The 19,427-nt window shown below is 48.4% G+C and carries 19 protein-coding genes; 1 reads left to right on the forward strand and 18 read right to left on the reverse strand.

The annotated features are described in order from the left end of the window. Window positions 1-7: 7 nt before the first annotated feature. The 18 genes from whiA to J6600_RS16430 form a co-directional block, all read right to left on the reverse strand. Window positions 8-958 (reverse strand): DNA-binding protein WhiA, encoded by a 951-nt coding sequence (gene whiA, locus J6600_RS16345; RefSeq protein ID WP_007407421.1) that lies wholly within the window; start codon window positions 956-958, stop codon window positions 8-10. A 26-nt stretch (window positions 959-984) separates the two neighbouring features. Then, on the reverse strand, window positions 985-1,938 hold the full coding sequence (locus J6600_RS16350) for a gluconeogenesis factor YvcK family protein (protein ID WP_007407422.1): 954 nt from the start codon (window positions 1,936-1,938) through the stop codon (window positions 985-987). After that, window positions 1,935-2,822 carry an RNase adapter RapZ gene (gene rapZ / locus J6600_RS16355; RefSeq protein ID WP_012118535.1) on the reverse strand — a complete coding sequence of 296 codons (888 nt, stop codon included), beginning with the start codon at window positions 2,820-2,822 and terminating at the stop codon, window positions 1,935-1,937. The genes J6600_RS16350 and rapZ overlap by 4 nt, the downstream gene beginning before the upstream one ends. Before the next feature lie 25 nt (window positions 2,823-2,847). Then, window positions 2,848-3,315, reverse strand: coding sequence for an 8-oxo-dGTP diphosphatase (locus J6600_RS16360; RefSeq protein WP_003151491.1), 468 nt, complete (start codon window positions 3,313-3,315; stop codon window positions 2,848-2,850). 273 nt (window positions 3,316-3,588) lie between these two features. Further along, window positions 3,589-4,539, reverse strand: coding sequence for a thioredoxin-disulfide reductase (trxB, locus tag J6600_RS16365; RefSeq protein WP_007407423.1), 951 nt, complete (start codon window positions 4,537-4,539; stop codon window positions 3,589-3,591). A gap of 206 nt (window positions 4,540-4,745) precedes the next feature. Then, window positions 4,746-6,158 (reverse strand): peptidoglycan DL-endopeptidase CwlO, encoded by a 1,413-nt coding sequence (cwlO, locus tag J6600_RS16370; protein ID WP_007407424.1) that lies wholly within the window; start codon window positions 6,156-6,158, stop codon window positions 4,746-4,748. Between the two features lie 396 nt (window positions 6,159-6,554). Continuing rightward, window positions 6,555-8,009 (reverse strand): tetratricopeptide repeat protein, encoded by a 1,455-nt coding sequence (locus tag J6600_RS16375; protein ID WP_209387621.1) that lies wholly within the window; start codon window positions 8,007-8,009, stop codon window positions 6,555-6,557. 115 nt (window positions 8,010-8,124) lie between these two features. Then, window positions 8,125-9,186: a sensor histidine kinase gene (locus J6600_RS16380; protein ID WP_209387622.1), complete on the reverse strand. Its 1,062-nt coding sequence runs from the start codon at window positions 9,184-9,186 to the stop codon at window positions 8,125-8,127. After that, on the reverse strand, window positions 9,183-9,860 hold the full coding sequence (locus J6600_RS16385) for a response regulator transcription factor (RefSeq protein ID WP_012118540.1): 678 nt from the start codon (window positions 9,858-9,860) through the stop codon (window positions 9,183-9,185). The genes J6600_RS16380 and J6600_RS16385 overlap by 4 nt, the downstream gene beginning before the upstream one ends. 201 nt (window positions 9,861-10,061) lie before the next feature. Then, window positions 10,062-11,831 carry an ABC transporter ATP-binding protein gene (locus tag J6600_RS16390; RefSeq protein WP_014418969.1) on the reverse strand — a complete coding sequence of 590 codons (1,770 nt, stop codon included), beginning with the start codon at window positions 11,829-11,831 and terminating at the stop codon, window positions 10,062-10,064. Window positions 11,832-12,042: 211 nt separating this feature from the next. Then, entirely contained in the window at window positions 12,043-12,663 is a 621-nt protein-coding gene (hisIE, locus tag J6600_RS16395; protein WP_021495256.1) for a bifunctional phosphoribosyl-AMP cyclohydrolase/phosphoribosyl-ATP diphosphatase HisIE, read from the reverse strand. Then, a complete protein-coding gene (hisF, locus tag J6600_RS16400; protein ID WP_014418971.1) occupies window positions 12,660-13,418 on the reverse strand; it encodes an imidazole glycerol phosphate synthase subunit HisF in 759 nt (252 codons plus the stop codon). The genes hisIE and hisF overlap by 4 nt, the downstream gene beginning before the upstream one ends. Beyond that, the gene (gene hisA, locus J6600_RS16405) at window positions 13,415-14,152 is read right to left on the reverse strand and encodes a 1-(5-phosphoribosyl)-5-[(5-phosphoribosylamino)methylideneamino]imidazole-4-carboxamide isomerase (RefSeq protein WP_095270778.1); all 738 of its coding nucleotides are present in this window, start codon (window positions 14,150-14,152) and stop codon (window positions 13,415-13,417) included. Before hisA ends, hisF begins: the two co-directional genes overlap by 4 nt. After that, window positions 14,149-14,787, reverse strand: a complete 639-nt coding sequence (gene hisH / locus J6600_RS16410) for an imidazole glycerol phosphate synthase subunit HisH (RefSeq protein WP_017418839.1) — start codon at window positions 14,785-14,787, stop codon at window positions 14,149-14,151. The genes hisA and hisH overlap by 4 nt, the downstream gene beginning before the upstream one ends. Beyond that, window positions 14,788-15,372, reverse strand: a complete 585-nt coding sequence (gene hisB, locus J6600_RS16415; RefSeq protein WP_014418974.1) for an imidazoleglycerol-phosphate dehydratase HisB — start codon at window positions 15,370-15,372, stop codon at window positions 14,788-14,790. Next, window positions 15,338-16,651 carry a histidinol dehydrogenase gene (gene hisD, locus J6600_RS16420; protein ID WP_209387623.1) on the reverse strand — a complete coding sequence of 438 codons (1,314 nt, stop codon included), beginning with the start codon at window positions 16,649-16,651 and terminating at the stop codon, window positions 15,338-15,340. The genes hisB and hisD overlap by 35 nt, the downstream gene beginning before the upstream one ends. Continuing rightward, entirely contained in the window at window positions 16,648-17,289 is a 642-nt protein-coding gene (hisG, locus tag J6600_RS16425; RefSeq protein ID WP_209387624.1) for an ATP phosphoribosyltransferase, read from the reverse strand. Before hisG ends, hisD begins: the two co-directional genes overlap by 4 nt. Beyond that, window positions 17,282-18,454: an ATP phosphoribosyltransferase regulatory subunit gene (locus tag J6600_RS16430; protein WP_209387625.1), complete on the reverse strand. Its 1,173-nt coding sequence runs from the start codon at window positions 18,452-18,454 to the stop codon at window positions 17,282-17,284. Before J6600_RS16430 ends, hisG begins: the two co-directional genes overlap by 8 nt. A gap of 237 nt (window positions 18,455-18,691) precedes the next feature. Here J6600_RS16430 and J6600_RS16435 point away from each other — a divergent pair, with 237 nt between their 5' ends. Beyond that, a complete protein-coding gene (locus tag J6600_RS16435; protein WP_021495261.1) occupies window positions 18,692-19,417 on the forward strand; it encodes a C39 family peptidase in 726 nt (241 codons plus the stop codon). Window positions 19,418-19,427 lie beyond the last annotated feature (10 nt).

Consider the following 19,427-nt stretch of genomic DNA (forward strand, 5'->3'; position numbering starts at 1 on the left):
TGTACGGTTATTTCAAAGTGATGCTTTGTCCTGTACGCAGCTGTTCTGCGATTTCATCGAGCTTTCTCAGCCTGTGATTGATGCCGGATTTGCTGATTTTCCCGCTTGCAACCATTTCCCCCAGTTCTTTCAGCGTGACCTCCTGATAATCAATCCGCAGCTGCGCAATTTCGCGAAGCTTTTCCGGCAGCGCTTCAAGACCGATCCGTTCATCAATGTATTTAATATTTTCCACCTGTCTGAGCGAAGCACCGATGGTTTTGTTTAAGTTTGCTGTTTCACAATTGACGAGGCGGTTCACTGAGTTTCTCATATCTCTGACAATCCGCACATCTTCAAAACGCAGCAGTGAATTGTGAGCGCCGATGACATTCAGAAATTCAGTGATTTTTTCCGCCTCTTTTAAATACGTAATATAGCCTTTTTTCCGTTCAAGCGTTTTGCTGTTCAGATGAAATTCATTCAGCAGCGCGCATAATGAATCGTTATGTTCCTTATAAAGCGAGAAGATTTCCAAGTGGTACGACGAGGTTTCGGGATTATTCACAGATCCCCCCGCCAAAAACGCCCCTCTCATATAAGAACGTTTGCAGCAGCGTTTCGCCACCAGTTCCTCAGAAATATTCCGTTCAAATACAAAGTTCTCTCCGAGGATTTTCAATTCCTCTAAAATCAGCTTTGCATTTTCAGAAAAGCGCACAATATAAACATTGTTTTTTTTCAGCCGCATTTTTTTTCTGACTAACAGTTCGACCGATACATCATATTGTTTCTTCAGCAATGTATAAATGCGGCGGGCAATCGCCGCATTTTCGGTTTGAACGTCAAGCACGAGATGGCGGTTTGAAAATGACAGGGAACCGTTCATCCGAATCAGCGCGGACAGCTCCGCCTTGGCGCAGCAGTCTTTCACTTCCAGATTCGTCAGTTCTTTTTTTGTTTCCGATGCAAATGACATATTAGCCACCTCATTTCAAAAGGCCTCTAGTCCCTTAATAAATCGACAAGGAGAGAAGCCACTTTATGTGTATCGTGACGGATTACGCCATTTTTATACGTGATAATCTGATCCCTGATGACCTCAAGCCCCATGGATTTCAGCTTTTCAACATTGAAGTCGACGGGCCGGGCCAGCTCTTTCGCATATTTGCTTTTGATTTCGTCAGGGATCTCCTCATTGTTGATTAAGATCGTGTCGATAAACGGCTGCTCCATATGATCGTTCAGCGCCTTGACATGGTCGGCCGCGCTGTATTGCAGCGTCTCGCCGGGCTGTGTCATGACGTTGCATATATATACTTTTTTGGCCGCAGCCTTGACGACTTCTTCTCCGATTTTCGGCACGAGCAGATTCGGAAGAATGCTTGTGTACAGGCTTCCCGGACCGATAATGATTAAATCGGCCTGACGGATGACGTCAATCGTTTCCGGGAGCGGATCAATTTTTTCAGGCGTAAGAAACACCCGTTTAATCCGCTGGCCGTAAGAAGGGATTGTCGATTCTCCGGAGACGACCTGCCCGTCCTCCATTTCAGCGTGAAGAACGACACTGGTGTTGGCAGCCGGCAGCACTCTGCCGCGGACATTCAGCACCTTGCTCATTTCGGTGACAGCGTGAAAGAAATCACCGGTTATATTTGTCATCGCTGCCAAAATCAAATTGCCGAGCGAATGTCCGGTTAAGTCGCTTCCTTTGTTGAAACGGTGCTGAAACAGATTTTCAACGAGCGGCTCAACATCTGACAAAGCGGCCAGTACGTTACGGATGTCACCCGGCGGCGGAATTTGAAGTTCATCCCGCAGACGGCCTGAACTTCCGCCGTCATCAGCAACTGTCACAATCGCCGTAATATCAACGGGCTTATGCTTTAACCCCCGAAGCAGCACGGACAGACCCGTTCCGCCGCCGAAGATTGCGATTTTCGGCTTCTTATTCATTTCCGGCTTCTCTTTTCAATGTCCCGGTGAGTGACATGAGTATAGAAATCTTTTTTAAAATAGTCAGCCAAATACTCAGCGAGCGTGACGGAGCGGTGCTGGCCGCCCGTACAGCCGATCGCGATGACAAGCTGGCTTTTACCTTCCCGCTTATAAGACGGAAGCATAAAGCCGAGCAGATCAACAAGCTTTTCAATAAACTTTTGTGTTTCGTTCCACTTCATCACATAGGACGACACTTCCTCATCTTTCCCCGTAAGCGGCCTCATGCTTTCAATGTAGAACGGATTCGGCAGAAACCTTACATCAAACACGAGGTCGGCATCTATCGGAAGCCCGTATTTGAACCCGAATGACATTACGTTCACTGTAAATGTTTCACCTTGATTCGTGGCGAAATGCGCCACGATTTTTTCACGCAGATCACGCGGTTTCATATCCGATGTGTCATAGATCAGCTGAGAGCGCCCTTTCAATTCTTCAAGCAGCTGGCGTTCCAGCGCGATTCCTTCAAGAGGAAGCCCGGTAGCGGCCAGCGGGTGAGAACGCCTCGTTTCTTTGTATCTCGTCACAAGAATGGAATCCTTAGCGTCTAAAAAGAGAATGCGCGGTGTAATCCACGGATTTTCCGCCATTTCATCCAGCGCCTCAATCAGCCTGTCAAAAAATTCACGTCCCCGCAGATCCATGACAAGCGCGACCTTGCTCATTTTTGAACTTGATTCTTTCATCAGCTCCAAAAATTTCGGCAGCAAGGAAGGCGGCAGATTGTCGACGCAAAAATAGCCGAGATCCTCAAAGCTTTGAATGGCGACGGTTTTCCCCGCTCCGGACATTCCCGTAATGATGACGAGCTGAATATCATGGTTTTCATTCATACTCATCTTTCTCCCCCCTGCGGTCTTTCTTTTATTTGATAAGCTGCGGATCTAAACGATAGCTGAGCAGCTCGAAGTCCGGCGTATACGTAAAGGTGCCGTGCAAAAGCCCTTGGCCCTTGATCATAAAATCAAGGATATGCCCGTCTCCGGGGGCCATCGGAAGGCTGTGGATATCTTTTACGTCATGCCACTTCAGAACGCCTTCCTCTGATTCAGCGACATTCCGCCCCGTGTAGGAATCGGCGACGAAAGTAAACATCATCCACTCTGACACGATTTGTTCCTGTTCCTTAATAATAAAGGTAAACACGCCTTTTAACTGCGGATTTAGTATATAAATGCCCGTCTCTTCTCTGTACTCTCTGATGACGGAATCTCTGACGGATTCGCCGCTTTCCATCTTCCCGCCGGGCGCGACCCACCAGCCCCGTCTCGGCTTTTGGAGAAGGAGAACCTGATCATCTGTCTGCAGCACACAATTTGTCACTCTTTGCACAAGTACGTCACCTAACCTTCTCAACAAATCATCGTCTCTTCATTATACCGTTTCGGCATGTCTCTCACAATGCAGAGACACCGACATCCTTTTCTTTTATTTGACAGAAAACAGAAAATCGCAAAAAAAGGGCACGGATACTGGAATCCGTGCCAAAGTGTATTCATTAAAAAGGGGGTCAATTACTACATTCATCTTAAAACATCAGTATTTCACCCGTGTTACAGCGTAATTAAAACACAGTAACGATTCAAAAACTGAACATTACAGTGATTATTTAACGGTTTTGAGCGTTTCCTCAAGCTCTTCCACATAATGCTGAACGCTTTGAGCCGCAATACTTCCGTCGCCTGTCGCCGTTACGATCTGGCGGAGCGTTTTTTCACGGATGTCTCCCGCGGCGAAAATGCCCGGAACTTTTGTCTCCATTTGAGCGTTTGTTTCAATGTAGCCTTCTTCATTTGTGATGCCCAAGTTTTCGAACGGTTTAGAAAGCGGAAGCATACCGATATAAATAAAGACGCCGTCAGCTTTGAATTCTTCCTCTTCTCCCGTCACGGTATCCACAAGAGTAAGTCTGCCGACTTTTCCGTTTTCCTCATGGATTTCTTTTACGGTTTTGTTCCATTTGAAGTCAATTTTCTCATTGTCAAAAGCACGCGCCTGAAGAATGCTTTGCGCCCGCAATTTGTCACGTCTGTGAACGATGGTGACTTTTGAAGCGAAGCGTGTCAGATAGACGCCTTCTTCAACGGCGGAGTCTCCGCCGCCGACAACGACAAGCTCTTTATTCTTAAAGAACGCGCCGTCACAAACCGCGCAGTACGATACGCCGCGGCCGCCCAGTTCTTTTTCGCCGGGAACGCCGATCTTTTTGTATTCCGCTCCGGCAGAAATGACGATGGCGCGCGCTTTATATTCTTTTGAACCGGCTTTGACCGTTTTATATTCTTTGCCGTCAACGATTTCTTTAATATCGCCGTACGCATATTCCGCACCGAATTTTTTCGCATGTTCAAACATTTTATTAGAAAGTTCAGGGCCGAGAATGCTTTCAAAACCCGGATAGTTTTCAACATCCTCCGTGTTGGCCATCTGGCCGCCCGGAATTCCTCTTTCGATCATTAATGTGGATAAGTTCGCTCGTGATGTGTAAACAGCAGCGGTCATCCCCGCCGGACCCGCGCCGATAATGATCACATCATAAATTTTTTCTTCTGACACCATGATTCACTCCTTTTCGAAATGGGGCGCACCCTATATGGATAAGAATCCCCATCAATCGTATTCCTTACCCATATCCTATTAAATCTGAGGGCAATTCGCTATTTTTTTGCTCATTTTTCTGAGAAACCATGATTAGTCGGCTCCTGAGCGGGTATACAAATAAAGAAAGAGCCTTCCGGGATAGAAGGCCCTTGTCTTATTCATTATTGCACAACACGTCTTACATTGCCGTTGAATGCTTTCTTCCAGTAAGGGTTGCTCATAGAATCAATGGATACACCGTGTGATGTATTATCGTTCAGGAACGTTCCGTTACCTAAGTAGATGCCGACGTGGCCGTTTGTTTTATACGTATTGAAGAATACTAAGTCTCCGCGTTTCATGTCAGACGCGCTTACTGCTTTACCTCTTCCAATTAATGTATCTGTGTTTGTGCCGCTTGCAGGTCCGAGGTTAACGCCTGCGTTAGCATAAGCCCAGCGTACGAATGAAGAGCAGTCAAAAATACGGTTGTTAATATCAGATTGAGTGCGTCCGCCGCCGAATTTGTACGGGGATTGACCCACAAGGCTTGAACCTACGCTGATCGCGCCTTCAATACCGCCTGAATTTGAAATAACAGATCCGCCGTCAGAATCATCTGAACCGCCGCTGTTATGAGATGATCCGCCTGAAGTGCTCTTCGGTTTGCTTGAGCTGTCAGATGAATCAGATGATGTTGAAACAGCCGCTTTTTTCACAGTTTTAACCGCCGGTGCCGGCTGGCTGTCATCTTTTTGGTTTTGGTCTTCAGAAGCTTTTTGCGCTTCTTCCTGTTTTTTGATCAGGGCAGCCGCTGCAGCCTGCTCAGCTTTAATGCGCTTCTGTTCTTTTTCAGTGTCAGCTTTTTCGTTTGCAAGCTTTGATGCTTCTTTTTTCAGATCAGAGATAGCGGAAGCCGCTTTTTTCTGACCGTTTTTCGCTTCGTCGAAAAGCTTGTCTTTCTGATCAAGCTGTTTATTCAGGTCTTTTTGCATAGACTCGAGTTTCGCAAGATCATCTTGAACTTTTTTCAGCTTCACGTTAAGTTCAGCTTCTGCGTCTTCGAGTTTCGCTTTATCCTGCTCCTGCTGTTTGATCAGCTCTTTATCCGCATCAACGATAGAAGATACCGCAGTCGCACGGGAAATGAAGTCTCCGAAGCTTGTCGCCCCTAAAAGAACATCTATGTATCCTTGAGAACCGCCGTTTTCCTGTAAAGAACGAACGCGTTTTTTCAGGATTTCATTGCGTTTTTCAATACGCGCTTCTGTTTCTTTGATTTCTTTTTTCAAATCAGCGATCTGCTTTTTCGTTTTTTCGTTTTCAGCTTTTTTATCTTCGATTTTATTGCTTGTATCCAACGCTTTAGCGTTAATGTCTTTCAGTTCTTTTTCAATCTTAGCCTGCTTGTCCTGAAGCTTAGACAATTCTCTTTCTTTTGCTTCAAGGCTTGAAGCCACCTCAGATTGCTTGCTTTCAATTTTCGCTTTTTTGCTGTCTAATGTTTCCGCCGATGCAGTTTTTGTAAACGGGATCAAAAAACTGCTTGTCCCGATGACGGAAGCCAAACCAAGTGTTAATAAACTCTTTTTCACTTTTTCTTTCCTCCCTTTTACTTTAAACCTGTTCTCATTTGGAATTCTATTATGAACATCAAAGTTACGCTCCCTCACATACCCGTGAGGCTGATGATTTTTATGTATGAATCTTTAAATCTTTTAAATTGGTATAGATTATACAGCACATGTAAAATAAACTAATCTCTTATGTACGAGACTCATTATACCATCATGTTTCGACAATTTTTATTACAGTTATATTTCAATGTGATTGCAAATCTCATATTTTGCAAAATAAACGGTGATTACAGCCTGATTTCGATTCAAAAAGCAAAAAAATACGTATGAATACCTCTTTTTTCGGCGGTAAAGTTCTGTTTTGCCCCTTTCTGATAAAAAAAGAACCGACTCTTTATATAGAAAGAATCGGTTTTATTCTAATATATCATCTATTTGTCTGATGTATTTCGAAAGTGTTGCCGGCGTTATACCGTAAACGGCGGCCGTTTCTTTTTTCGTCGTTTTTTCGCCGTTTGCTTCTTTCCATACATATGCGATGGCTGCGGCCCATGCCCGCTCATTCTGTACGGCAGCGGCGGCGCGGATGTGCTGAATGACGTGAAAAACCCAGCAGCTCATGACGTCAGTTTTTAAACTGTCGGCTTCCGCTCTCTCCAGAAGCTTGACCGTCCGATACGTGAACAGCGCATCACCGGAAACGCCTGAAGCGCCTTTTTCACCGGAAAGCAGCAGTCTGACGAAATCTTGTTCAAACGGTGAAACGGCGCGTTTTGCCGTCAGAACTTTTTCAAGCTGGTTCCGCTCTCCTTCAGCGCTGCTGATATAATAGGCGGCAAGCCGCTGTTCAAGTGAAGCAGGCAGCGGTTCCTGCCGCTCCGCCCAAGGCGCGGGCCGGTCTGATTCGGGAAATTCGGCTTCGGCCTTTTTCCAAATGGTTTCCGCAAATTCTGTGCGGCCTGTCCCGTAGGCTGAGGCGGCAAGCCAGTAATAAAACGTGTCGTCGCCTTCGAACCCGCTTTTGTAAAGAGACCGGAGCCATTTATAACCGAGATCATGTCTGCCGACAAGCGCAAGCGTCGCCCCCAGCTTATAGCGCTGTTCGAATAAAATCGGATACACATTAGCGAGCCTTTCGCTCAATTCTCCGACTTTTTCATCTTCCCTCTCGTAATAGCAGAATACAAGGAGGTTGCACAGGGCATGGAGATTGCCTTCATTTTTCTCAAGCACTTCGAATACCGTTTGTTTCGCTTTTGTGACATTGCCTGAGTAAAAGTAAGCGAGCGCCAGGTTGTTGTATGCAGACCAAAGCTCGGGATAATCGGCCGTAATCTCTTCAAGCATGACAACCGCTTCATGAAGCTGGCCGCTCTCAAGAAGCGTTTTTGCCCGGTCCTGCCTGATCAGCAGCTCATCCTGGTCATAGAGCGATTCGTTTTCACCCGCTTCGCCGAAATCCAAAAGCTCCATCAGATTTTCAATCTCTTCGCTGAATTCCCCGTCCGGATCGGCATCTGAATAAGCCGCCGCTTCTTTGTATGCTTCCTGAAAGAGCCCCAAATGCGCGAAATTATTCGCTTTAAAGTAATGACACTCGGGCATTTCTTCTTTCAGGTTCACCAAAATAAAGTCGAACAGCTCATTTGACTGCTGGTAGTGGCCCATTTCAGAATAAATGACGGCCAGCCGGGACAGCATTTCGGAATCATTCGGCTCGAGGTGGACGGCCCGCTGAATCAGTTTGCTGGCCCGTTTTAAATTCCGCTCTTTATATGCTTTTAAGCCTTTATGAAAAAAATATTGTCCATCCTGAAGCAGCTGGACAATTTGCGCGTGCTTTTTCTGTTCAGAAGTGTGTTTTCCCACAAATATCCTCCGTTTTATACGTATTACCGTCAGTAGTATACCATAAAACGGTTTCGCCTCAATAGTTCAAAAGACAGGATCGGCTTCGTTTTTTACTGGCTGGTTCGACCAGATTTTAGCTGTTTTTTTCACGAGGATCGGCTGGAAGAATGACGCGGAAAAGGGTTCCTTCGCCGCGCTTGCTCTCAACCTCTATCGAACCGCCGTGCAGCTCTGCGATTTTTTGGGCGATAGACAGGCCGAGCCCGCTTCCCCCTGCGTTTCTCGCCTTGTCCGCTTTATAAAACCGTTCAAATACACGCTCCGCCTGTTCAGGCTCCATTCCGATTCCGTCGTCGGCGATTTCGACAGCCGCCGCTCCCGGCAGATCTGCAATTTTAACGGAAATGCGGCCGCCTTCACCGGTAAATTTTACGGCATTGTGAATCAGATTCATCCATACTTGGCTGAGCAGCGATTCATCTCCGTACACATACGACTCCTGTAAATCAATGAGAAACTCAATCTGTTTGGCGGACCATTCAGGCTCACAGGTCAATATGGTGCGCCGCAGCTGTTTGTCAATGCGGAACGGTTTTTTTTGTATCGGTTCGGTTTGGCGTTCGAGCGCAGTGAGCTTCAGCAGATTTTCACTGATTTTTGATAATCGTTCTGTTTCTGTTTCGATGATGTGTAAGTAGCGCCCCCGCTCCTCATATGATAAATCCGGTTTTTTCAGAAGATGCGCGTAGCCCTTTAATGAAGTGAGCGGGGTTTGGATTTCATGGGAAACGTTCGAAATAAATTCTTGTTTCAGTTTTTCCATTTCACTCAGTTCCGCGGCGAGTGTCGACAGTTCATCAGCCAATTTCGTCACGGGGTGGTTCCGCTCGATCTTCTCCATTTTCCGGGAAGCGGCCGCTGTGAAGTTTCCGCTCGACATTTGCTTGATCGTGGCGGTCAGCGAATCCCAGATCGCATGATGTCTTTCACGTGCTGACTTTGAAAAAATAAACATCGTTACAAACAGCAGGCCGAAAACAAGCCAAAGCGTCAGAATCTGCTCGGCGTACGGCACAAGCAAAATCGGCCATATGAGACCGAATCCCTGAATGATCAGATGAGCCGCCAGCCAGAAGAATGCGGTGACGGTGAGAAGGATGATGATTTTCCCAGCCGTTCTGAAGATCCGTTTCATCCTGTCACCACAAACCGATACCCGAGCCCCCGAACCGTATGGATGGCAAACGGATAGTCTTTTTCCGGAAACCGTTCTCTCAGCCTTTTAATATGCACATCAACGGTCCGCTCGTCACCTTCATAATCAAAGCCCCAAATATCTTCTATTAATTGTTCTCTTGAAAACGTCTTATTCGGATAACCGGCGAGCTTAAATAAAAGCTCAAATTCACGCCGGGGCAGTGTCAATCCCGCTCCGCCGCCGCGCGTTACGGTGCGGGATTGCTTATCTAATGTGACCGTTCCGATGGTCAGCAGTTTTTCAGCGGTGATCCGGTACCGTTTCAGCAATGCTTTGACCCTTGCTTCCAGCTCAAGCGGCTCAAACGGTTTGACGAGATAATCATCCGCTCCGGAAGTAAAACCTTGCACTTTGTCCAGCGTTTCGCCTTTTGCCGTCAGCATCAAAATCGGAATGTCCGTAAAGCTGCGGACGGCTTCACTGACTTCAAACCCGTCCATTTTCGGCATCATCACATCCAGTATGATGAGATCTATAGGTGCTGATTCGATCAGCCGCACCGCCGCTTCCCCGTCTTCCGCTTCTGCGACGTCAAAACCGCTCTGCTCCATCATAAGGCGGACAAGCTCACGGATATGGCGGTCGTCATCCGCAACCAATATGACAGCCATGAAAATCCCTCCTTCTGCTTTTTTCTTTTCATGAATCGACATGATGTCTATAAACCGAATTTTTTCATTGTCTCCTGTACCGGCATACACGCTTATGGCTTGGCTCTTCATCGTTACCGACCCTACACCCGTATGAACAGGACTCCGGCTGCAAAATAAAAAGCAGCTTTTTCAGCTGCTTTTTATTCATAAAGTCTTGCTTTACACAGCTTTGTTTTCTAAGTCGGCATTCAGCTTCAGCTGCTGCTCCGCAAAATCGCGGTACAGCGAATGGGATGCCATTAATTCATGGTGTGTGCCCCGTCCGGTGATTTCACCCTGTTCGACAAAGAGAAGCTGATCTGCATCCACAACCGTGGACAAACGGTGGGCGATCACGATGGTGGTGCGGCCTTCCATTAGAACTTCCAGCGCCTGCTGCACCCATTTTTCAGATTGGCTGTCCAGACTTGATGTCGCTTCATCAAGCATCAGAATGCTCGGGTTGCGAAGGAGCGCTCTGGCAATGGCGATGCGCTGGCGCTGTCCGCCTGACAGCATAATTCCCCGCTCACCGACCTCGGTTTCAAATTTCTTCGGTAAGTCTTCAATAAATTGCAGGGCGTAGGCCATGTCAGCCGCTTGCCTCAGTTCCTCATCAGTCACCTCGCGTTTTAATCCGTAGCAGATATTGTCGCGGATGGTGCCTGACATTAACGGGCTTTCTTGCGACACGTAGCCGATATGCTCCCGCCATGACTCAAGGGAATACGTATCAATCGGTTCATTTCCGAGCAGGATGCTGCCCGCAGTCGGATTGTAGAATCGTTCAAGCAGCTTAAATAACGTTGTTTTTCCGCCGCCGCTCGGTCCGACGATCGCGGTGACTTTGCCGGCCTCAATCGTAGCCGTAATGTCTTTTAAGATGGTTTGATCTGTTTTGTAGCCGAATGAGACTTGTTCAAGTTTAATCGGCTGATCTGCGTTTTCAATGGCTTTTCCGGTTTGGATATCTTCTTCTTTTTCTGCAAGAATATGAATCATCCGTTCCGTTGCGCCGACGGATTTTTGAAGCTGTGTGAAAAATGAAGTGATCTGGCCCATCGGCATAATGATCTGAAACAAATACAGGATAAAGGCAACGAGTGCGCCGGCTGTCAATTCACCGGATGACACCTGCATCCCGCCGTACCCGATGACAGCGACCAGCGCCGCCATTAATACAAGTGTAATAAGCGGGCCTACGAGCGACTGCACCTTCGCTTCACGCAGCCCGAGTTTAAAGAGCGCCATGATGCCTGCTTTTCCGCGTCCGTATTCCGCTTCTTCAGCGTTTGACGCTTTTACAAGCCTGATTTCCGGGAGGATGTGGTTTAATAATCCGGTGAATCTCGCCGTTTCATCCTGTGTTTCCCGAGAAATTTTAAACATTTTCCGGCCGATCGGCACTAAAATCACCGCAGCCAGCGGCACGACGATCAGCACGAGCAATGTCAGCTTCCAGTTCATGAAAAATAAGATCGTCAGTGATCCGATAACGGAAATGATTCCGGTAATAAATCCGCTGATATTGTTTGTGATCAGCTCTTTTACCACCATTGTGTCATTGGTGACACGGCTGATCGTTTCTCCCGTGGCGTTTTTGTCAAAATAAGAGACGGGCAGTTTAATTAATTTCTGCCACAACAAATCACGCAGTCCCGAGATGATTTTCTGGCCGCTGTAGTTCAGGGCGTAGGTGGCGTAGGCGCTTAATGCGGCCTGTACGATAAACACGGCTGCGATGATTCCGATTTGCACGCCTGACAGCGACGACATGGAAAAGCCGTCAACGAGCTGCTTTGTCAATAGCGGAATCAGCAGGCTGACGAGCGTTGTCACAATACTGAGAGACAGCGCGAAGGCCAGCATACCGTATGATGGTTTTGTTTTTTTGACTAATGAAAAGAATGAGCTGAATTTCCCTTTAGGTTTTGGTTGTTTATTCGGCATATGTTTTCCTCCTATATCACTGTTTATACTATAACGGATGTGCATGAACGGAATATGAACAAAACGTATATTTTTGATAAAAACCAAAATAAACTCTATTAGTCAATATTATCAAATTCATCTGCCTCCGGTTGCGGAAATAAGGAATATTTAATTGAATGTTTAAGTTTGACAGATTAAAAACCTCACGGATCTCTCCGTGAGGTTTGTTTTACTCAGATGCTGAATGGCGTTTTGCAAGGACGTCAAGCACGTCGTCCAAAGGAAGCGACTGCTCACGCAGAAGAACGAGCAAATGATACAGCAAATCCGCCGCTTCCCATTTTAATTCTTCATGGTCGCGGTTTTTGGCGGCGATAATAACCTCTGCGGCTTCTTCGCCGACTTTTTTGAGGATTTTATCGACGCCTTCCCGAAACAGATACGTCGTGTAGGCTCCGTCAGGCATCTCCGCCTGCCGTTTGGCGATTACGCTTTCCAGTTCGTTTAAGATGCCGAAACGATCCTGCGCGTCCGCTTTTTCCGGAGAAAAGCAGCTGTAACTTCCCTTATGGCAGGCGGGTCCTGAGGGCTCCGCAAGCACGACGAGGGCATCTTGATCGCAGTCATAACGGATGGCTTTCACCTTTTGGGTATTCCCCGACGTCGCTCCTTTATGCCACAGCTCCTGCCGTGAACGGCTGTAAAACCAGGTTTCTTTCGTTTCTATCGTTTTTTCGTAGGATTCACGATTCATATAAGCCAGTGTCAGCACTTCTTTGCTTGCCGCATCCTGTACGATGGCGGGAATCAGTCCGGCCTCGTCAAACCGCAGTTCATCTGCCCGTTTCATCTCACATTCACCCCGTGTTTCTTCATATAATCTTTCACTTCTTTTATAGATGTCTCTTTGTAATGGAAAATGGAAGCTGCAAGCGCGGCGTCCGCTTCACCGATCGTGAAGGCTTCAAGCATATGGCGCGCGCTGCCGGCTCCCCCTGACGCAATGACGGGCACCGGGACGGCACGTGTGACAAGCTGTGTGAGCGTATGATTAAAGCCTGTTTTCTCACCGTCTGCGTCCATGCTTGTCAGCAGGATTTCGCCCGCTCCCCGGCTGACGGCTTCTTTTGCCCAGGCCGTGACTTCCCAGTCGGTTTTCTGTCTGCCGCCGTGTGTGTACACTTTATAGCAATCCGAATCTTCGTCATACTTTGCGTCAATCGCCGCTACGATGCATTGCGAGCCGAAAAAATCCGCTCCTTCCGTAATCAGCTCGGGGCGGAGGACGGCCGCTGTATTAACGGATACTTTATCAGCGCCGGCGCGAAGCATTCGTTTCATATCGCTTAATTGATTAATTCCGCCGCCGACCGTAAACGGAATCGCCAGTTTTGCCGCAACCTGTTCTACGACGTCTGTCATCGTCTTGCGGCCTTCGTGAGAGGCGGAAATGTCGAGAAAAACAAGTTCGTCAGCGCCCTCCCTGTCGTAAGCTTCGGCCAGCTCGACAGGATCGCCCGCATCTTTCAGCCCGAGAAATTGAATGCCTTTGACGACGCGTCCTTCTTTCACATCGAGACACGGAATGATTCGTTTCGTGATCATGCGTCCTTCACCCCGCTGAGCGCTTCAGCCAATGTAAATTGTTTTGTATACAGCGCTTTTCCGATAATCGCTCCCGATACGCCGGCGTCTTTGAAGCGGGCCAGTGCTTTGAGATCGGCGACTGAGCTGACTCCGCCTGAAGCGATGACGGTTTTTCCCGTTGCTTTTGCGAGCTGAACGGTGCTTTCGATGTTCGGTCCTGACAGCATGCCGTCAGTTGCAATATCCGTGAAAATGAAGGTTTCCGCTCCTTCGGCCGCTAATTCACGGCCCAGATCGGCCGCTCTTACCGAGGATGTTTCCAGCCAGCCTTCCGTCGAGACATATCCGTTCCTTGCATCAAGGCCGATCGCGATTTTGCCGCCGTATTGTTTCAGCATACTCTTCACAAATGCCGGATCGGAAACGGCCGAGCTGCCGAGAATGACGCGATCAACACCTTGTGATAAATAACCGTACACATCCGCTTCAGAACGGATTCCGCCGCCGATCTCGACTTTGACATCAAACTGCCGCGCAATGTCAAGAACATGCCTGTCGTTTACTTTCCTGCCTGCTTTCGCGCCGTCAAGATCCACGAGATGAATCCATTCGGCACCTTCTTGTGCAAATTGCGCCGCCATATCTAAAGGAGAGTCACCGTATATCGTTTCCTTGCCGTAATCGCCTTGGATGAGGCGGACGCATTTGCCGTTTCTCATATCGATTGCCGGATATAATGTAAAAGCGTTCATTTCTTCACCTTCTGTTCCGCTGCCATTTTTGTAAATTGCGTTAAGATCGCCATTCCGGCCGTACCGCTTTTTTCCGGGTGAAACTGGGCACCGAAGACATTGCGTTTCCCGACGATGGCCGGAACACGAACGCCGTACTCAGCGCTTGCCAGAAGATCGCCGTCTTCCATCCCGTCTATATAATAGGAATGGACAAAGTAAACGAAGCCTTCTTCCGCTTCCGAAAGCAAAGGAGACGTTTGGTGAAACGTCAGCCGGTTCCAGCCCATATGCGGCACCTTCAGCTTTTTTCCTTCGGCATCTCTGTCTTTGAGTCTCACAGCTTTTCCGGCTAATAAACCAAGTCCTTTTGCAGAGCCGTTTTCGGTGCTTTCTTCGAAAATGAGCTGCATGCCGAGGCAGATGCCGAGGAGCAGCTTCCCCTCGTCAACCATACGGTGTATGAATTGATCAAGCTTCGTGCTGCGTAAATTGTCCATGGCGTCACTGAATGATCCGACACCGGGAAGAATAAAAGCATCCGCTTTTTCAAGCTCTTCCGGCCGGTCTGATACGACATACGGGACGCCGACGCGTTCCAGCGCCTTCGACACGCTGAATAAATTGCCCATACCGTAATCAATTACACCGATCATTTACAGCATTCCTTTCGTAGACGGCACACCCTTGACGCGCGGATCAATGGATGACGCTTCATCAAGCGCTCTGCCAAGCGCCTTAAACACGGCTTCTATCATATGATGGGTATTCGTGCCGTAATGAACGATGACGTGCAGATTCATTCTCGCTTCCAGCGCCAGTTTCCATAGGAATTCATGTACCAGCTCGGTATCAAACGTTCCGACTTTCGCTTGCGGAAATGCAGCGCGCATCTCAAGGTGCGGCCGGTTGCTCAGGTCTACGGCGACTTGGGCGAGCGCTTCGTCCATCGGCACAAGCGCTGATCCGTACCGTTTGATCCCTTTTTTATCACCGAGCGCCTCCAAAAAAGCCTGCCCTAAACAGATGCCGATATCTTCAGTCGTATGGTGATCATCTATCTCCGTATCGCCTTTTGCGTCAACAGTTAAATCGAATTGCCCGTGCTTTGTGAACAAATCAAGCATATGAGTCATAAACGGCACATCCGTGCTGATGTCGGCTTTTCCTTCTCCGTCTATTTCGAAAGCCAGCTTAATATCGGTCTCATTTGTTGTTCTGGCGCGTTCCGCTTTTCTCATCGGTCATTCCTCCGTTTCTCGCTTCAATCGATCTTGCGTGCGCTTCAAGCCCTTCCAGTCTCGCGAAGGCGGAAATGCTGTCTGCGTGCGTTTCAAATGCCTTCCGGCTGTAAGAGATGATGCTCGATTTCTTTTGAAAATCTGTTACATTCAACGGGCTTGAAAACCGCGCCGTTCCGTTTGTCGGCAAAACGTGATTCGGTCCGGCAAAATAATCGCCGACCGGTTCAGCGCTGTATCGTCCTAAGAAAATCGCTCCCGCGTGTCTGATGCTTCCAAGCAAAGCCTCCGGCGAATGCGTCATGATTTCTAAATGCTCGGGCGCCAGCGCATTCACCGTGTCCACTGCCTCTTCCATCGATTCCGTAATATAAATGCGGCCGTGATCCCTGATCGACGCTTCGGCGATTTCTTTACGCGGCAGCGTCTGAAGCTGTTTATTCACCTCATCTGATACGGCTTCGGCAAGCTTTCGTGAATCGGTGACAAGCACGCTTGAGCTGAGCGTATCGTGTTCGGCCTGTGAAAGCAGGTCAGCGGCGACTTCTTTGGGCACCGCCGTATCGTCTGCCAGAACCACGATTTCACTGGGCCCGGCAATCATGTCAATATCCACAACGCCGAAGACTTCGCGCTTCGCGAGCGCTACAAATATATTGCCGGGGCCCGTGATTTTATCAACAGGCTGTATCGTTTCGGTTCCGTAAGCGAGCGCGGCAATCGCCTGCGCGCCTCCCGCTTTGTAAATTTCCTTTATGCCGAGCTCAGACGCCGCCGCCAGAACGCCCGGCGAAAGGCGGCCGTCTTTTCCCGGAGGACTGACGAGAACAATCCGTTCCACTCCCGCAGCGAGAGCGGGGATGACATTCATTAAAACGGAAGACGGATAAGCGGCCGTCCCGCCCGGCACGTATACGCCCGCGGAATCGAGCGCCGTTATTTTCTGCCCGAGCATCGTGCCGTCATTGCGATGGTAAAACCAAGAAGATTGCAGCTGGCGTTCGTGATATTCTTTAATATTGGCAATCGCCTGTCTGATCACTTCCAGCAGCTGATCATCAAGCAGACGGTACGCCTCGGTGACTTCCTCTGCACTCACGGCCATTTGGTTCAGGCTGATGCCGTCAAATGTTTTTGTATAGGCCAAAACGGCTTTGTCACCGTTTTGTCTGATGTCTTCAATAATCCCCCTGACGGTTTTCCGCTGCTCTTCGGTTCCGCTGTCGATGGAACGCTTCAGTGAGAACCGCTCGCTTCTTTTTACTGCGGTTATTTTCATTTTGCCGTTTCTCCTTCCACAACCCTGGCCAGCCTGGCCGCCAATTCGTCGATTACATCATCCTTCATGCGGTAGCTGACCGGATTGACGATAAAACGCGATGTGATGTCACAAATATGTTCTGATTCAACGAGACCGTTTTCCTTTAATGTCCGCCCGGTTGATACGATATCTACGATTCTGTCAGCAAGGCCGATTAAAGGCGCCAATTCAATCGAACCGTTCAGCTTAATGATTTCCACCTGCTCGCCCTGCTCTCTGAAATAACTTGACGCAACATTCGGATATTTCGTCGCAATCCTCGGGGCGACTCCGTTCCAATCCGCTCCGGGAAGCCCCGCAACGGCGAGATGGCATTTGCTGATTTTCAGATCGAGCACCTCATACACGTCACGCTCTTCCTCAAGCATGACATCCTTTCCGGCAATACCGGCATCAGCGACGCCATGCTCGACATAGGTCGTCACATCCATCGGCTTTGCCAGAATAAAGCGGAGATTTTCTTCAGGAACGTCAATGATCAGCTTTCTCGATTCTTCAAACTCCTCGGGGAGCCTGTATCCGGCCTGCCGCAGCAACCCGGCCGCTTCTTCGAATATCCGTCCTTTTGGCATTGCCATTGTGAGTACCTTACCCATTCTGCTCTTCCTTTCTGGCACCGATAAAGTATGTGATGTTTGCGAATGATTTTGTCATATGATCGATATTTTCAATGCCCGCTAAATCCTGCAGGACGACTTTTCTGCCTCTCGCCCTTTCTTCCTCCGCGAATAAAATGGCCTGCGCCCGCTGCTCCTTGCTGAAAATCACGGCGTCCGCTTCACTTGTTTCTTCCTGGATGCCGAGCGCTTCAATCAGCCTGTCGATACGGAGCCCGAAACCCGTGGCGGGAGCGGGACTGCCGAAATGGCCGAGAAGATTGTTATAGCGTCCGCCGCTTCCGATGACGAAACCGACATTTGCCGCATACACTTCGAATAAAATTCCCGTGTAATAACTCATATGGCTGACCATATTCAGATCAAGGCGAATATGCTCGGCACACCCGTAATCCTCAAGAATGTCCCACAGGTCTTCCAGCTCCTGAATCAAGCTTTGTCCGGAGATGCCGATGATCTCCTCCGCCTTGGCGCAGATTTCTTTCCCGCCTCGCAATTCCAGAAGTGCGAGCAGCCGGCTTTTGTCTATTGAAGAAAGCGGAAGCGATTTGACATGTTCCCTGTATCCCACGTAATTCTTTTCAAAGAGAAAGCGCCGCAGAACATCCGCCCGCTCGGCATTGCCCAAAACCTCGACAAACAGCTCATCAGCGAGTCCGGCATGGCCGATCGCGATTTTAAACCGGTGCAATCCCGCGTTTTTCAAAGCGCCGGCCGCCAGCGCAATCACCTCGGCGTCCGAGCTTGTTGATCCGTCGCCGATCAGCTCCGCGCCGACCTGTTCAAATTCGGCCGGACGTCCGCCTTCCCGCTCCTGGGCGCGATAGACGCTTGCCGCGTACCCCGCTCTGAGCGGATGATTGTGTTTGTGCAGCTTAGACGCCGCCACCCTGGCAATCGGTCCGGTCATGTCAGGCCGAAGCACAAGCGTTTTTCCGTCCTGATCGAGAAGCTTAAACAGCTGCTGTTCTTCAATGGCTGACTGGACGCCTACTGTTTCATAAAATTCAAGGGTCGGCGTCTCCATAAACTGATAACCCCATTTATCAATTAAATCCGTCAGTGTGGAACGGACTTTTTTCTTGGCTTCGTATAAACCGGGCAGTGTATCTCTCATGCCATGCGGTTTCTCAAACATAAACATTTGCCTTTTACACCTCCGCTTTATCTGAAGGAAAATTCCGAATCCTTTAGTTCGCTAATATGATAATATGTTAGCAGATAAAAGAATGAATTGCAACGCCCAATGTCCGCCTATTCTTTTCCATAAACATGGCTAAAGAATGAACAAACCTGTAAACATACCGGAACGATCGAATCATATTGAGCAGAAGTGCTATAATACATAGAATAGCTTCATCAGAAACAAGGGAGAGTAATAATGAAGACGCTTGGAACATTATGTGTGCTGATTCTGACAGCCATCCTTGTCTATCTGGGATATAACATCTATACAAACGATATTCATTTGAATTTTTTTAATCAGCAGTCCGACGAGCCTGATGAGAAAACACCGTTAAAAGGGAGCGCGTCACCGCTGAATGTCGTTCTGTACAGACAGATGGATTCTCCCAGACTGTACAATGGCTGTGAGGTGACAAGCCTTGCCATGATTTTGAACAATGCCGGATATCATGTGTCAAAAAATACATTGGCGGATAAAATCAATAAAGTTCCGCTCACATACAGCAGCGGGCTGAAGGGAGATCCGAGTGAAGGATTTGCAGGAGACATGGAAAACGGCCCGGGTTTAGGCGTTTATCATGAGCCGATTGATAAACTTGCCAAAGAATATGCGGGAAACAAAGTATATGACCTGACGGGAAAAGACATTTCTTCAGTGTACCGCCAGCTTGAAAAGGGACGGCCGGTCTGGGTGATTACCACCACATCCTTTAAGCCGGTTGATAATATGCAGACTTGGAATACGCCGAACGGAAAGATCGACATTACGTTCAGCATGCATAGCGTGGCCGTCACCGGTTATGATCACGATTATGTATACGTCAATGATCCTTACGGCTATAAAAACAGAAAAACAGACCGATCTGACTTTGAAAAAGCCTGGAAGCAGATGGGCAGCCAGGCCATTGTGATCAAGTCATAAAAAAACCCCG

This window comes from Bacillus sp. LJBV19, assembly GCF_017797845.1.
Taxonomy (GTDB): Bacteria; Bacillota; Bacilli; order Bacillales; family Bacillaceae; genus Bacillus; species Bacillus velezensis.

What these genes read in the sequence shown, in the direction of transcription:
- whiA (WP_007407421.1), bottom strand. Translation starts at nt 958, where the DNA reads ATGTCATTTGCATCGGAAACAAAAAAAGAACTGACGAATCTGGAAGTG.
- J6600_RS16350 (WP_007407422.1), bottom strand. Translation starts at nt 1,938, where the DNA reads ATGAATAAGAAGCCGAAAATCGCAATCTTCGGCGGCGGAACGGGTCTG.
- rapZ (WP_012118535.1), bottom strand. Translation starts at nt 2,822, where the DNA reads ATGAGTATGAATGAAAACCATGATATTCAGCTCGTCATCATTACGGGA.
- J6600_RS16380 (WP_209387622.1), bottom strand. Translation starts at nt 9,186, where the DNA reads ATGAAACGGATCTTCAGAACGGCTGGGAAAATCATCATCCTTCTCACC.
- J6600_RS16385 (WP_012118540.1), bottom strand. Translation starts at nt 9,860, where the DNA reads ATGGCTGTCATATTGGTTGCGGATGACGACCGCCATATCCGTGAGCTT.
- J6600_RS16390 (WP_014418969.1), bottom strand. Translation starts at nt 11,831, where the DNA reads ATGCCGAATAAACAACCAAAACCTAAAGGGAAATTCAGCTCATTCTTT.
- hisIE (WP_021495256.1), bottom strand. Translation starts at nt 12,663, where the DNA reads ATGAAACGGGCAGATGAACTGCGGTTTGACGAGGCCGGACTGATTCCC.
- hisF (WP_014418971.1), bottom strand. Translation starts at nt 13,418, where the DNA reads ATGATCACGAAACGAATCATTCCGTGTCTCGATGTGAAAGAAGGACGC.
- hisA (WP_095270778.1), bottom strand. Translation starts at nt 14,152, where the DNA reads ATGAACGCTTTTACATTATATCCGGCAATCGATATGAGAAACGGCAAA.
- hisH (WP_017418839.1), bottom strand. Translation starts at nt 14,787, where the DNA reads ATGATCGGTGTAATTGATTACGGTATGGGCAATTTATTCAGCGTGTCG.
- hisB (WP_014418974.1), bottom strand. Translation starts at nt 15,372, where the DNA reads ATGAGAAAAGCGGAACGCGCCAGAACAACAAATGAGACCGATATTAAG.
- hisD (WP_209387623.1), bottom strand. Translation starts at nt 16,651, where the DNA reads ATGAAAATAACCGCAGTAAAAAGAAGCGAGCGGTTCTCACTGAAGCGT.
- hisG (WP_209387624.1), bottom strand. Translation starts at nt 17,289, where the DNA reads ATGGGTAAGGTACTCACAATGGCAATGCCAAAAGGACGGATATTCGAA.
- J6600_RS16430 (WP_209387625.1), bottom strand. Translation starts at nt 18,454, where the DNA reads ATGTTTATGTTTGAGAAACCGCATGGCATGAGAGATACACTGCCCGGT.
- J6600_RS16435 (WP_021495261.1), top strand. Translation starts at nt 18,692, where the DNA reads ATGAAGACGCTTGGAACATTATGTGTGCTGATTCTGACAGCCATCCTT.